This is a genomic window from Bradyrhizobium sacchari (assembly GCF_002068095.1).
Classification (GTDB): domain Bacteria; phylum Pseudomonadota; class Alphaproteobacteria; order Rhizobiales; family Xanthobacteraceae; genus Bradyrhizobium; species Bradyrhizobium sacchari.
On sequence record NZ_LWIG01000038.1, the window covers coordinates 1 to 14,070 of the forward strand.

General features: G+C 58.7%; 7 protein-coding genes, 2 pseudogenes and 1 riboswitch. Of the genes and pseudogenes, 3 read left to right on the forward strand and 6 right to left on the reverse strand.

Translation table 11 applies throughout. The features are described 5' to 3' along the window. Both groEL and A5906_RS30285 read right to left on the reverse strand, forming a co-directional pair. On the reverse strand, positions 1-804 hold an 804-nt coding region (groEL, locus tag A5906_RS30280; RefSeq protein ID WP_136615592.1), incomplete at its 3' end, for a chaperonin GroEL. 83 nt (positions 805-887) lie between these two features. Beyond that, positions 888-1,202, reverse strand: a complete 315-nt coding sequence (locus tag A5906_RS30285; protein WP_080138870.1) for a co-chaperone GroES — start codon at positions 1,200-1,202, stop codon at positions 888-890. A gap of 1,040 nt (positions 1,203-2,242) precedes the next feature. On the opposite strand from A5906_RS30285, the gene A5906_RS30290 reads away from it, so the two are divergent. The 3 genes and pseudogenes from A5906_RS30290 (at position 2,243) to A5906_RS30295 (ending at position 6,502) form a co-directional block, all read left to right on the forward strand. Further along, positions 2,243-2,890, forward strand: a complete 648-nt coding sequence (locus A5906_RS30290) for an FkbM family methyltransferase (RefSeq protein WP_080138871.1) — start codon at positions 2,243-2,245, stop codon at positions 2,888-2,890. Between the two features lie 309 nt (positions 2,891-3,199). Continuing rightward, positions 3,200-3,326, forward strand: a pseudogene (locus A5906_RS45310) (IS630 family transposase); the annotation flags it as partial. 446 nt (positions 3,327-3,772) lie between these two features. Beyond that, on the forward strand, positions 3,773-6,502 hold the full coding sequence (locus A5906_RS30295) for a DUF5695 domain-containing protein (RefSeq protein WP_245326979.1): 2,730 nt from the start codon (positions 3,773-3,775) through the stop codon (positions 6,500-6,502). Positions 6,503-6,707: 205 nt separating this feature from the next. Here A5906_RS30295 and A5906_RS46470 read toward each other — a convergent pair. From A5906_RS46470 to A5906_RS30320, 4 genes and pseudogenes are all read right to left on the reverse strand, one after another. Then, positions 6,708-6,842, reverse strand: a pseudogene (locus A5906_RS46470) (IS3 family transposase); the annotation flags it as partial. A gap of 426 nt (positions 6,843-7,268) precedes the next feature. Further along, a complete protein-coding gene (locus A5906_RS30305; RefSeq protein WP_245326980.1) occupies positions 7,269-8,570 on the reverse strand; it encodes an acyl-CoA dehydrogenase family protein in 1,302 nt (433 codons plus the stop codon). Positions 8,571-10,162: 1,592 nt separating this feature from the next. Beyond that, entirely contained in the window at positions 10,163-10,906 is a 744-nt protein-coding gene (locus A5906_RS30310; protein WP_080138902.1) for a carbonic anhydrase, read from the reverse strand. A gap of 1,167 nt (positions 10,907-12,073) precedes the next feature. Next, positions 12,074-12,799: a nodulate formation efficiency C protein gene (locus tag A5906_RS30320; protein ID WP_245326981.1), complete on the reverse strand. Its 726-nt coding sequence runs from the start codon at positions 12,797-12,799 to the stop codon at positions 12,074-12,076. A gap of 970 nt (positions 12,800-13,769) precedes the next feature. Further along, a riboswitch (cobalamin riboswitch) is annotated at positions 13,770-13,972 on the forward strand. Positions 13,973-14,070: the final 98 nt, after the last annotated feature.

Below are 14,070 nucleotides of genomic sequence, written 5' to 3' on the forward strand. Positions count from 1 at the left end.
CAGGCGGTTCACGACGAGCGAGGCGAGCGCGTCGCCTTCCACGTCCTCAGCGACCACCACCAGCGGCGGCCTTCCACTCTTCGCAACCGCCTCGAGCAGCGGCAGCAGCTCCTTCATCGAAGAGAGCTTCTTCTCGCTGATGAGGATGTAGGCGTCGTCCATCTCAACGCGCATCTTGTCGACGTTCGTGACGAAGTAGGACGAAATGTAGCCGCGGTCGAACTGCATGCCCTCGACGACGTCGAGCTCGGTCTCGAGCGACTTGGCTTCCTCGACGGAGATGACACCCTCGTTGCCGACCTTCTTCACCGCGTCGGCGAGAAACTTGCCGATCTCTGCATCGCCGTTGGCCGAGATGGTGCCGACCTGGGCGATCTCCTCATTCGAGGTGACCTTCTTGGAGTTCTTCTGCAGGTCCGCAACGACGGCCTCGACCGCGAGGTCGATACCGCGCTTCAGGTCCATCGGGTTCATGCCGGCGGCAACCGACTTGGCGCCTTCACGCACGATCGCGGCGGCCAGAACGGTCGCGGTGGTGGTGCCGTCGCCGGCAGCATCCGCAGCCTTCGAAGCCACTTCGCGCACCATCTGGGCGCCCATGTTCTCGAACTTGTCGTCGAGTTCGATGTCCTTGGCGACAGCAACGCCGTCCTTAGTGATGCGCGGCGCACCGAACGACTTATCGAGCACGACGTTGCGGCCCTTCGGACCTAGCGTGACCTGCACGGCATTGGCGAGAATGTCCACGCCGCGCAACATGCGGTCGCGCGCGTCTACTCCGAACTTGACGTCTTTGGCTGGCATAGAAAAGTCCCTCAGTTCGTATCAGTTTATCCTTTAGCGCGCCCGGTGGGCCCGCTCAGGAGAGGTGAGCTGCGAGCTCCGAATTAGGCGGCTTTCTTATTGGAGAACACATCGGTGAGAATGCCCATAACGTCGCTCTCCTTCATGATCAACAGGTCTTGCCCATCGATCTTGACTTCGGTCCCGGACCACTTGCCAAACAGCACTTGGTCGCCGACTTCGATGTCGATCGGAATCAACTTGCCGTTCTCATCGCGGCCGCCCGGGCCAACTGCAATGACTTCGCCCTGCGATGGCTTTTGCTGCGCTGTGTCCGGAATGATGATACCACCAGCAGTCTTCTCTTCGGCGTCGATGCGCTTAACTACGACGCGGTCGTGAAGCGGACGGAATTTCATAGAGGTCTCCTGAGCGTTTGAACAAGTTGGAGTTAGGCACCTTGTGACCAGCTCAACCACAGCAAGAGTCAGGCCAAAATAAGCTGACTGATCCATGCCTTCAGCTCTGCTGAAGCTTTGCTCTGCCTGCACATATCTTTGTCCGGAAGCAAACACCCTCGGGGTGCACTGCCCGCCAGGCTGTTGTGAAAATGACATTGCGTCTCGACAATACACCCGCATTCAGCCCCTGGAGCGTTAAAATCGAAGCGCCGCCCATTTCGGCGACGGCGTCTGAGTCGCAGATGATTTACCTGACGGCACCATCTACCAGCTGAGGCCGCAGAGGCGCGCGTCCGCAAGCCTGATCGAAGAGCGGCTTGTTGAAGCTGCCGTAGTCGTGCATAGGAATAAATGTGCGGCGACTCAAAAGAATTCGGTGATGCTCTCGGTAAGACGCGGCGTGCTGCAAGACATACTATCATACGATGTTCAGCCGCAGCACGGTCGCTCAAAGCTTATGAATAGACCCTGATCGTTCGTACTCCGATGAAGAAGTGTGCCGCGATCGCCGCGGAGGCTTGCTTGCGCCGAGCAACGCGAGCATCCTGCTATGACCGCCTTCGTTCCTCTCCGAAGAGGAGACGACTCGAGGAAGGGATCGCCCGGAGCTACTTGCGCCAGCGACTCTGAGATGGCGGCTGTCGGTCGGCAGAGCGCGCGCAGTTGTGATTGAGATTACTGGCCACGCATGAGAGATGACCACGCTCCGGAGAGAAGCCGATAGGTGGCATTCGAAAAGGCGATCTTTCGACCACCGAAAGAAATTCAGGCGGCGCTCTCTGGCTGAGGGCGCGTCTGCCGAGGCTAGGTTGGAGATTGCAGTGCACGGCGTTCGACAGACGTCCGTTTTGATGTTACGGCATTAAGCAGCCGTTGTGGCTAAAGGGGGCGGATATATGAATTGTATACCTTGATATAAGTTGTGGCGCGGCTTCCGGCATGAGATGCGACTTCAACGTTGAAATCCACCCGATCTCCGTGCCAATGGAAAAGCAGCTGTGTCGTCCGTAGAAGTACATCAGCACATCGTCTCACTTCTTCAGAAACCCAATCCCGTCATCCTGGATATCGGTTGCAATGACGGGACCGATACGCAAAAGTTTCTCGAGCTGTGCCCGCAAGCTCAGCTCTACTGCTTTGAGCCGGACCCCCGAGCAATCGCACGATTCAAGAAGAAGCTGGGCGCATCCCTCAATAAGGTCAAGCTGCTTGAAATCGCCATCAGTGATCGAAACGGCGCGATCGACTTCCATCCAAGCAATGCGGATGGGGACGCCAAAGAATGGGACCTATCCGGTTCAATACGCCGCCCAAAGAATCATCTTACCGAGTACGATTGGGTCCGGTTCGATCGCCCTGTCTCGGTTGAAACGCGGCGGCTGGACGACTGGTGCAGCGAAGCCAAGCTGGACAGAGTCGATTTCATCTGGATGGACGTTCAGGGAGCCGAAGCCGATGTTATTGCCGGCGGAATGCGGACCTTGAGCAACACGGGCTTCATTTACACCGAATATAGCGACCGCGAGCTCTACGAAGGGCAGTTGACCCTGCAAGCCATTCTTGACTTGTTGCCTTCATTTGAAGTGGCGGCCCACTATCCGCGTGCAGTGGAAGGTGATGTATTGCTCAAAAATACACGTGCGTAGTGACTACTCGTATCGAGCGTGTCGTTCATCGCTGGAAAGGCCTCACCAGCGGGCTCATGTCGCCCCCAGCTGCACCACGGTAGTCATCAGGGGCGAGCGGAGTTTCGGTAGCCGGACCGGCAGTTCGGCTTCGGGCCACCATTGCAGCCGGCGTGCACGTTGGCCGGTCGATCGCGAGCGCGGCCAGCTATGGCAGTCTCAAGGTCCATGCCGTCCCGAGAAGGCAGGGGCAGGGGGATTGATCGAACGGCCGATATAGCGGGACGGCATCTGCGCTCTGCTGGCGCCGCGCGTCGGTTCCGCTCGTGCGAACGTCTGCGGGCCAGCATCCCTCACGGCCACTGGAAAACGACAACCTGCTTCGCCGCTCTCGCCACGCATGGCATCATCGGTCCTTCGGGTGCTCGATGGCCCCATCAGCCGCGACGCCTTTGAGTGTCAATCGGCACTTGAATGGAACTCCATCGCATCGAAAAGGGTCCCTTTGATCAGCGTGCTCTGCTGGTAGCGCTCGCGTCGTCGGTGCTGGTCGGGGTTGCCGAGACGGCGCGAGCGCGGATGGCAAGACGGTCGCCTATGGGATTGGATAATCGACGCCCTTGATGGCTTCAGCTGATTGGGGTGAACTGGCATCATGATCCTTATATGGACGCGGCTTTGTCGTCGACCGGGTCTTTGCCATTGATAACCGGGCCCAAGAGCAGCTTGGCCTGCTTGCATGCAGGATCTGGTGTCCAAGGGCACCGTGAGGACCGATGGTGACGAAGCGGTCCCGACCGAACGCTCGGTACTTGAGAACGTATGTCGCTTTGTCGCGTTGACGTTTACGGCAGGAAACGGCACGCCTTGATCATCCGTATGTAGCGATACCGGATACGGTTGATGACGAAGACCAAAGGCATGTCTAACGTCTGGACGTATACGCGTCGTACGATCCTATTGGGCAGTAGCTTCTTGGGTAGCGCGTTGTTCGGGGGCGTTACGGTGCCTACACCCAATCGGCCGCAGCGCAAGGTTGCCATGGTGTTGAAGGCGGCCGACTCTCCCTTCGTCGTTGGGTGCACACAAGACGGCATTACCTCGTTGCGTTATCGTAACGATGCGTATGACACGGATTATGTCCTACCTGGAGCTGTGCTGGGGACGGCTCACGCTAGAGTTCGGCGTGCCGGATCCGAGTGGCATACGCTTCGAACCGGCGTTGATGCAACGAAGCCGATGCATAGCGCGGCCCTTGAACTAGCAGCCCGCGATGCCGGCGTCGTTCTCACGACCCGCCTCGCAGTCGACGAGGTTGGATTGACGTGGGAGATCATGCTCCGGAATGACGGCATGGCGAGCGTGGAGGTTGGCGACCTCTATTTGCCGATGCCGATGAACTCTGAATTTCCGGCAGGTCAACCGTTGTCAGCGGCTGTTTTGAAGCACAGCTTCGTCTCGGGGCATGGATCGCACATCTTCTGGATTCGCGGCAACAGCACCGGCCCCTTCCTCATGCTCTTACCGGAAGCGGACACGTCACTGGAATATTGGGATGTCTACAAGGGGTCGGCCGAAGCCAGTGGGACGTGGTGCGCCTACATCTTGGGCGGGGCGGCCGCCGGCGAGGCGATGGCGGGCGGGACTCGGTGGCGACAGCCGACCCATTCCCTGTCCCTGTCACCGGCCGAGGAACGGCGGTACCGTCTCCGCTTCCAGTGGGTTGCCGATTACGAGGCGGCGCGCAGGGCTATCGCGGACGCCGGTCTGGTGGACGTGGAAGTAATGCCGGGCATGACGGTTCCCAACGACCTGCATGTGGACATCGCGCTCGGGTCCTCCATTCCGGTGGAGCGAATCGAAGCGGAGTTTACCGACGACACGGTGGTGCAACGGTTGCCGGATCGGGCTGGCAGGCGATTGTGGCGGGTCCGGTTTTTGCGATTGGGCGAGAACCGGCTGACCCTGCACCAGCCGGGTGCGCGCCAGACCTTTCTTGAATTCTTCGCTACTGAGCCCGTCGAAACGATGATGAAGAAGCGCGCAACCTTCATCGTGAAGCGGCAGCATCGTGACCCGTCCAAATGGTACGACGGTTTGTTTGGCGAGTGGAACATGGAGACGCAGGTCCTGCTTGGCCCGGACAATTACGACCGGATCAACGGCTGGCGCATCTACGAGGTGACGTGCGATGATCCCGGGCTGAGCAAGCCCGCTTACCTCGCGACCAAGAATGCCGAGCATCCTGATGTGGCGGAAGTGGCGGCGCTGGACCGGTATATCGATACGTTCGTTTGGGGTGGGCTGCAACGTACCACGCAGGAGGCATACGCCTACGGCCTCTACGGCATACCCGATTGGAAGCAGAACCGGGAAAGCAGCGATCCCGGCCCAAACGGCCGCCTGCATATCTGGCGGCCTTATGACTATCCGCACATCTTCGCGATGTATTTGGCCATGCACCGCATCGCCCGTGACCATCCTGCAATACCCACCCGCCAGAGCGCACGAGAGTATTTGGTACGCGCCTACGGTACGGCGCTGGCCATGTTCACGGTGCCGATGCGCGTCGTGATGTGGTCTGCCTACCGCACCGGTTTCTACAACGAATGTGTGATCCCCGAACTGGTTTCGGCGCTTACGACTGCGGGCTTGACGCGCGAGGGGGCGACATTGGAGGCGCACTGGGCGCGTAAGGTGCGCGCCTTCGTCGATGCAAAGGCGGACCTGTTCAAGTCGGAATATCCGTTCGATTCCACAGCCTTCGAATCAACACAGGCACTGGCGCGCTCGGCCCTTGACGACCCTGTCGCCATGGGGGTTTCGAAGGCGGCAGCGCGTGCCTTCGCGGAGCGTCAGATCGCTGCAAATCTGTTCTGCCGTGGCTGGCTGGAACCTACTTATTACTACCTGGGCAGCGATTATCGCGGGACTGCGGGCGACGCCTATACGCTGACTTACATGGCGCAGATGGGCGGCTGGGCGCTGCTTGATCATGCGCTGAACGATGCAGACGACCCGCATCCGCTCCTTCGTCTCGGCTATGCGTCACAACTCAGCGCGTGGGCTTTGCTGAACAGCGGCCCTGCGTCGGCCGGTCATGGCTATTGGTATCCGGGCGAGGAGAATGACGGTGCGGCCGGTGGCGGCTTCGAGCCGGCGCCGAGCGGGACCACATGGCTCGGTCAGCCGCATCACCGTGGAACGTGGTATTACTCGTGCGAGATCGACCTGGGATTTTGTGGGGCGGTCCGCGCTGCCGCGACGATCGTTGCCGACGATCCCATCTTTGGGCAGGTTTGTTACGGTGGCACCATGGAGACGTTCGCTCACACCCTGCGTATCTGGCCACGTGATGGCGTGCGGCGACGCCTCAACGTGCGGCTCAAGTCTCTCCGATTGGACTTGGTGCTGCTCGACGCCCGGTTCCAGGCGGATCGACCGATCATTCTGAATTTGGGGGAGGGGCGGATCAGCCTTACGCCTGAGCCCTTTGCCCCATCTGCATCGGGAGTGACGTTCGAATTGCGGTACGATGACGGAAGGAAGCGCAAGGAAGTCGTCGACATCACGGACAGCCAGATTGTCGTCCGCTTGCCTGCGGCGCGCTTACCGCCGGTTCAGGTTCGCTAGAGCGTGCTGTTTCTATACCGAAACATAGCCACAGTTTTTGAAATAGTTGGTGCACTCTCTTGGGAGAAGAGATCGAGGAGTTCACGACATTTCGCCAGGTTGCCTCCACGTCACGAGGTTCTGATCTCCCCTGAAAAATGTGGACGGGTTTGAGCGGCTTTTAGCTCCATCTCGATCGGTGCGATATAGCCGATCGCGGAATGTCGATGAAGGCGAAGATATCGCCTTGGGCCTCGGCGCGGGTCTTGTAGTCGCGGTGGTGAACGAGCTCGGCCTTCAGGGTATGGAAGAAGCTCTCCATCGGGGCATTGTCGTAGCAATCGGCCCTGGGGCTCATCGATGCGGTAATGCCGGCGTCCGAGGTTCGAGCCCGACCGCGTCGGATAGTTCACTGTATTCGAATTGACGTTCCCGTCGTGGTGGTTGAAGAACGCGTATCTCTCCCTGTACGGGCTTACCGGATGGACGTCGCGTCACCGTTTCTGGGCGGTGCTTAGGGAAGGTTCGTGACTCGAACCGCGAGCCATCGCACCGAAATTCAGCTGAATTCCGCTCGACACGTCAATGATCAAGGCAGGGGGCGTAGAGACCCATGAGGGGTCGCTATGTTTGGACGACGAACAGATGCTACTTTTTTGATGGGCGGAGCTCAGCGGCTTCTTTCCTCACATTGAAACAACGCGCCAGGTCCTAAGCGGCAGACCACCTCATGACGCAGGCTCCGAGATCCTTTGGCTTGGCGTGAGGCTTGCCCGTGCGGACCACTTCATGGAAAGCCCGGCTGTATTGCGCGTTGGAGCAGGAAGCGGCCGGCGCTCTGCAGCGTTCCCTCGTTTAAGGCCGCGTGCTGGGCAACCACGAAGCTGTCGCACATGGCGCGAGCTAGATTGCTGTTGGTATCGAGCGCCTCAGTTCCAGCAAGACCGCCCACAATCCTACAGACCTCAGCGCCCTGTCGCGCAGCATTTGTTGCGGCGAGCCGCATCAGCGTCGTTGTGCCCAGAGTTGCCGCACCTTTGAGCGCTTCCATCCACAGCTCCTCCGTGGCCTCGTAGAAGAAGGATCGGGCGGAACGCAGCATGGCTTCGGCTCTGGCGATCTCCAGCTGGATATAGCCGCGCTCAGCCATCACGGGCGCTCCAGTGATCGAGGCGCGGCTTCCGGCCATGGCAACCACCTCGTCTAGCGCGGAGCGCGCAATCCCGATGCCGACAATCGCATGTGCCTGCGCAGCGAAAGCCACAGACGGATAATGATAGAGCGGCACATCAATTGTCGGCGGACCGCCGCGGATCAAGGTCCATTCCTCGGGCACAATGACATCGCTGACAACAACGTCGTGGCTGCCGGTGCCTCGCAGTCCGATGACGTCCCAATTGGGCCGGATTGTCACCTTCTCGGCCGGCATCACAGCTACACGCGGAAGCTCACCGGTCGGATCGTCTTCCACAGTGATCCCAACGCCTATCAGATCTGCCCCCGGTGAGCCGCTAGCGAATGGCCATACCCCGTTCACGACAAATCCGTCGCTGGTTCGCTTGGCTGGCTGGAGCGGGAACAGCGCACCCGCCAACACCACGTCGGGTCCATTCGCGTACACTTTGCAAAGAGTGTCGTCTGGAAGAGCAGCGAGGTAGCGAGCCCCATCCCCGAAGCTGGCGACCCAACCGGCGGACCCGTCGGCTTCGGAAATCCGCTCGATCAGGCGACAAAAATCGGCCGGCGTTCGTTCCTCGCCGCCGAATCGCTTGGCGACCATGGCCCGATAGACACCAACGCGCTTGAAGCCCTCGATGATCTCTTCTGGAACCTTCTGCGCGCGGCCAAACTCGCTGCGACGCGCACGGATCTCGACCAGTAATGGCGACAGATTAGCCCAGGACGCAGCCAAAGCGCAGGTTTCGGGAGTGATCTTTTCTGGTGAAGCGTTCATAAAATCGTCCTCCGTGCCTTGGGCGGATCGACGCTGCACATCATTCATATGGACTGCACGCATGGCGAGGCCAGGTCGTGTGATACCCAGCTGAAGGGCATCAGCCAAACCGGCGCAGCTGAGATGGAATGCCATGAGATTGCACGCGGTAGCTTCCCAAACCGCATCACGAACTTAAGGGGTAGGAAGGCTGAGCGAGATAGCGGTCGATCTTGGATTGAGGTTGAGCCGGCAAAGCAGCCGATACCCGATGGCGACATCGATCGATCTTCGCTGCACTTTGTGTCCGGCGATTGAGGGCGAGGGAGTGCTTCGTCATGTCTTCTCCAACGGACGAATGGCCCCACTTGGGGCTGAGGCGGGTACAACCAAGTTCTGAATTCCTGAGTTGTGATCACGAGGGCGGCCAAGCCTGCGGCTTCTTTTCCATCTTCCCAGCAATCGACGTGCCATTAAGCACCTCTGCCGGTCTTGTCTGACTCGAGCGAGATCGCTCCGCCCATGCCATGCCAGCACAATGCTCGTGCCCTCCGTGTCTGCTTTCAGGCGCAACATGTCATCAACCCAACAAGGCGCGAAAGTGGACGACAGCAATGAACTTGAGCGTGGCCGACCGGCTTCGAGTTACCTGCTCAGAGTACGGGCCCGCTCCGATCTCCTGACGTTACCCACAGCCCGATGTGCTATTTAGCGCGGCTGCGGGTGAGCGCATTGTTAGAAGTGGACCTCCAGACGGCTTGTTCAACAAACGGACGGCGGCTTCAGACCCTGCAATTGACGATCAAGTTTGGTTCGAGGCCACGGCAAGAGCGCTCCCGCTTATGCATGCCACGACAAACGCTTCGAACAGGTTTTAAGAGTTTCCGAGGTTCGCCATCAATTGATACGTCTGTCCGCGTTCTGTCGTACCGAACACAAAGACATTCGCGCGCATCCTTGAGCTGGTTTACCCGTTTGCGGGCGCCGGCGCCCCTTTCTTCGACCTTCCAATGCTTCCGATCTTGACCGAGCTTGTCCAACGCGCCCAGCAGTTAGGCGCGCACTGCGAGTCTTGCGAGACCAGGCACCGCACGTTCTGTACGACTAGGCGACTGGTCGTTGCGGAAGAGCCCGATTCTGGAAGCTCCGCTGACAATTTTCGATGTGAGCCGCATCCTTGGCGGAAAACGAGACGATCTAACGAATGATTGATGGGCGGGCGCCTTCCGATGCTGCGGTCTCGGCGTTTATGCAGGAAAGACGTCCGGTACTGATGCGGGTGGCAGCTGCAGCCCGGGGCCCGACAGCGACTTGGTCGCTCCGATGTGATCTTCGGCTCTGGCTCAGCCTGGTGATCAAAGCAGGACCATAGATGGCTTGCCCGGTTGGAGCTGAGAAGCTCTCGGAATCGTCACGTGTAGGGAGCCTGAGAGTTCAGAGCCAGCATGCTTCCCATTGCGATCTGCTGCCTGAACCACCTCTATAGGGTTGGCTCAACCTGGAGGCATGAATGCCGTCGGCCGCGCTATCAGTGTTTCTGATGCTGGGCCGCGCGTTGCCAACATGAGTGCGTAGAACACGAGGAGAATTAAGAGGCCACGCATACCGAAGGTCTTCCCGGAGCATTGACAATTGTGGAGTGGATCGGATTCGGCGCGTTGCCTTCAGGTGATGCACGAGCAAATTGCGCGGAACATAAGGTCTATATCAGGCGACAAACGATTAGCCGGGGTGTGAAGGTTCTAGCATCAGCTCACAATATCGACCTTGCCGGTGTCGATCCGATAAAGGCCCCCAACGATCTTTAGTCGGTTTTGCTCGACTGCCGCGTCCAGAATCGGGCCTGTCGATTTGAGTTTGTTGACATTATCGATCACATTTTGTCGGGTTGCTTTGGCTAATGGGTCGCCGGTTTGCTCGCGCGATGCGTTTACTGCAGGAGCAAGTGCAGCGACGAGAGATGAAATGTGCCCCGGCGGCGGCTTATCGCTGTGCAGCGATTTGATCGTGGCGTCTATAGCACCACAATGATCGTGGCCAAGTACAAGGATCAGCGGCGTGTTCAGTACTGCGACCGCATATTCCATACTGGCGAGCGTATCCTCGTTAACGAAGTTGCCGGCGACGCGGCAGACAAACAGATCACCTAGTCCGGTGTCGAACACAAGTTCGGGCGCCACGCGAGAGTCGGCGCAGCTGAGAACCGCCGCATAAGGATTTTGCCCCTCGACCAAGACCGAGCGCTCGCGCCTGAAATCGTCGGCTCGTGATGCGCCTTGGACGTATCGATCGTTCCCTTTCAGCAGCCGCTTCAGGGCAGCATCCGGCGCGAGCAGGTTGTCTGGCTTGGGCAGCGCTTTTGCTTCCTTCGCATCGACGATGTTATGGCCAAGCCGCAGGAAAACTGTCGAAACAGCCAATAGCAACAGCGACCGGCGCGAAGCCGCGATCTTATTTAGATGGTGCATCTTCGGAGAATGGTCTGCATGCATGGGTATCTGCTCATCGCGGCCTTCCATCCGGTGGTCTCGGAATCCACTTCGCTGCAGCGCTAGCTCGCCGCGCTTCTTTGGCACTTTGATCGTCCCTAGAGTTGGCCGGGCACGTGATAAATGCGCTCGCCGCGGCGCCCGACGTTGCCTATTATCGGACACTCGGCCGAGGGCGGATTCGATAGTGGGCCGGATGCGAGCACGACTTTCCGAGCGTCGATCGTGAGCGAACGCGCGCCGACGATCCGCCTGTGCTCATCGACACCTTCCGTATGACAACCCCACGCTCGTCCGTTCGAGCGCTCGATAAGCGCGTTGCGAGCAGCTACGCCACCAGCCGATTTCGAGCCGTGGGCGGCGACGCAAATCGGATCAGTCTCAGGAGCTTCTGTGCTTGAGAGTTGAATTGTGGTTTGCTCCATCTTGATCGTGTTGACGCCGACGATGCGCGGAACGGCGTTAAAGTCGCCGCGTGGACCGGAGATGTGATGAGCGCGAGCAATCCGGCCATCAGTGCGCGATGTTTCATCGCAGCAATAACCTTTCGCTCCCGATCCAGGTTCACAAGGATTGTGTGCCGCCACATTCGCCCGCTATATGTCCGATATTTTCCTCGGCATCTTTCGACCTGTACTTCATAAAGGCTTGCTCGTGATTTCGAATCTACGACCTGACGCTGCGTCAGGATCAAGCGGTTTCTTCCGTTGTACGTGCCGCGGTGTCCTTCATGCATCGCCACCTCTCTCATGGCACCATCTTGATCTGAGGAGGAGATCCACATCGCTCGGCCCGAACCCGCGATGCCTGAGAACCCAAACGTTGGAACACTATTCTTCCGCGTGTGAAAATGGGGTGCCTGTGTAGATACGTCGCTCGCGCGGAAGTCATGCCTGGAGGAGCAGCCTTGATTGCTTCGTGCCAACTTTCATTGGCAGACGGAGCGCTGCACCACTTCTCGCAAGTTATCACTAGCCGCTGAGCTCGATCCTTCTCGGGAAAGGCGCAATCGTGCTGCCCGAACTTCGTATGACGCTGGAGGCCGCACGCGAGGCTCGCCGACTGCTTCGAGCAGTAAACAGCGCGACCTTAGAGCGGGCAGGCCCTTCAGATGCTCCGAGACGCACGTAACTGAAGGAGCTGCGGCGCGATGTTGCTGTTAGCGATCGCTTACCGGTACCTTCTGTCCCGTAACTCGTCCCCTTCATCTGGCTCCATGCGTTGGAACCAGGAACCAGGAGGAAAGGTAGCGATACGCTTGGCAAAGTTGGATTGCGGCTCCCAACCTTGTCCTATGCTCTTCTCGAAGGTGATGACCCCGTTCTGCGTAAAATACCGGGGCCCCGGGATATTACAGTTCACCAAAAGTAGAACGCGCCACAGATCACCCTTCTCGCTGGGCTTGTCATTGCGCTTCGGCAAGTAATCTACTCCGACAGGTTCAACAATAGTGCAGCGACCCTGCCGCAGAAGATCGCCGAGCTGGCCTTGCGGGGTAGTCACAAAGTTGAAATTGGTTGGGTCATGCAGAAAGTGAAGATTTGCGTCCCTTTCGCCATCCGCGACTTCACGGGCAATCAACGAGAGCGCCAGGGCGCGCCAGCCCAATTCCATCGGCTTTGCATAGGTTGACGCAAGTTCGATCGCACCGTCTGACCCGATCTTCCAGGTGATCACGTACTGTTCGGCAGACTCGTTATTCCGGTGCCTGGTCCACGCAACGAAAACAAAGTCACCTTGGCCAAGTTCGGCGACGCCCCACATTTGAGGGACGAATTGTGCCACCTTCGAGACGTTTGAGAGAACCTGTTCTATCGTCTCACCATCTTGCGCTCGCCAAGTTGACTTGAGTTTTTCGACAAGGGGGCTGTCAATGGAGCGAACACTGTTGCTCATAGCAGCCAGCCAGGCCAGGCAAATAAGTGATCTTCCGAGACAAAACCATAGCGCGGCTCTTCCAGGCACTCTCTTCATAACCACGCCTATCGCGTCTCATCCACAAAGGGGGCAACCTTGCACCTGCTATGAGCGAGCACAAAAGTTAGCGGCGACGCGCGGGGGCGACTGCTACTGTCCCGCACGAACAAGCGCCATGGCTCGAGCCGCTAACTTCAGTGGCCAGCGACAGCGTCAATGTGCTGAGCTGGACATGCCCAGCAGGAGCGGTCTGGGCGTTCGGTGAGCTTGCATTCTTCGTGCCAGGCAGCGGGCGGGAATTCGCACCGGTTTTGTGTCCTCTTGTCGACTTTCCGACTTGAGAACGTTTCAAATGTTTCCATCGGTGTTATCCACCGAGCTTGGGCCTTCTCGTTACGTACCGAACAATTTGCCGAGGAGCTGAACGCTTCGATGCCAAGTGCCCGATGAGAATTGGGCGTGCGTTTGCCCGGATTGAACCCTGTGGTTCCGTATCGTCGCCGGAACGTCGGTGTTCGACATAACACGATGGCCTATCGGCACGAAGTCGAACTTAATCGCCGGTTTTGGGAGTCTGACTCGCACCCAAATCAATGTGCGCGCCCGGGACGTTGCTCGATTTCGCCCCGTGTGTTGGGCTTATCCCTCCGAGTCCTTTAGTCGAGACAACGGATGGCTGGCGGACGTGCTGAGGGAACCGCTAGGAAAGTCGGGAGCCGCATGAAAAGCATTGTGGTCGAAATAGCGGTGGTCCTCGCCGCGCAGGCTGCATTTGTCACATCGATCTGGGGTTTAGCGCCTCAAAACGCAGCTCCGATGCTGGTTAGACATCTCTGAATAAAGAGTGTCTCTAGATAGTGCAACCGAGAGATCTACAGCATTCGCGTAGCGGATGTAGCAGCAGTAGCTTGGCACATAATCTGATAGTTGACGGAAGAACTCTCCTGCCGATAATCCAAATCGTCGAGGTTCTCCGGCTTCCATCTAATCCGGAGCTAAGAGGGAAGCCGGTGCAAATGCCGGCGCTGCCCCCGCAACTGTGAGCGGCGAGCTACTGTCCAACGATGTCACTGAAGCCTAAAGGGCTTCGGGAAGGCCGGGCAGCAGCGATGACCAGCAAGCCAGGAGACCTGCCCCGACAATATATTGGTCCACGGGCGGGGTGTCTCGGTGGCGCGCCAAGCAGCGGTCGCACACGCGACTTGCTCTGCCTGCGTCCTCCATGGCTTTGCCCCCACAAAGGGTTACGC

Coding starts and splice junctions, on each gene's coding strand:
- A5906_RS30285 (WP_080138870.1), bottom strand. CDS start 1,202: ATGAAATTCCGTCCGCTTCACGACCGCGTCGTAGTTAAGCGCATCGAC.
- A5906_RS30295 (WP_245326979.1), top strand. CDS start 3,773: ATGACGAAGACCAAAGGCATGTCTAACGTCTGGACGTATACGCGTCGT.
- A5906_RS30305 (WP_245326980.1), bottom strand. CDS start 8,570: ATGGCATTCCATCTCAGCTGCGCCGGTTTGGCTGATGCCCTTCAGCTG.
- A5906_RS30310 (WP_080138902.1), bottom strand. CDS start 10,906: ATGCATGCAGACCATTCTCCGAAGATGCACCATCTAAATAAGATCGCG.
- A5906_RS30320 (WP_245326981.1), bottom strand. CDS start 12,799: ATGAGCAACAGTGTTCGCTCCATTGACAGCCCCCTTGTCGAAAAACTC.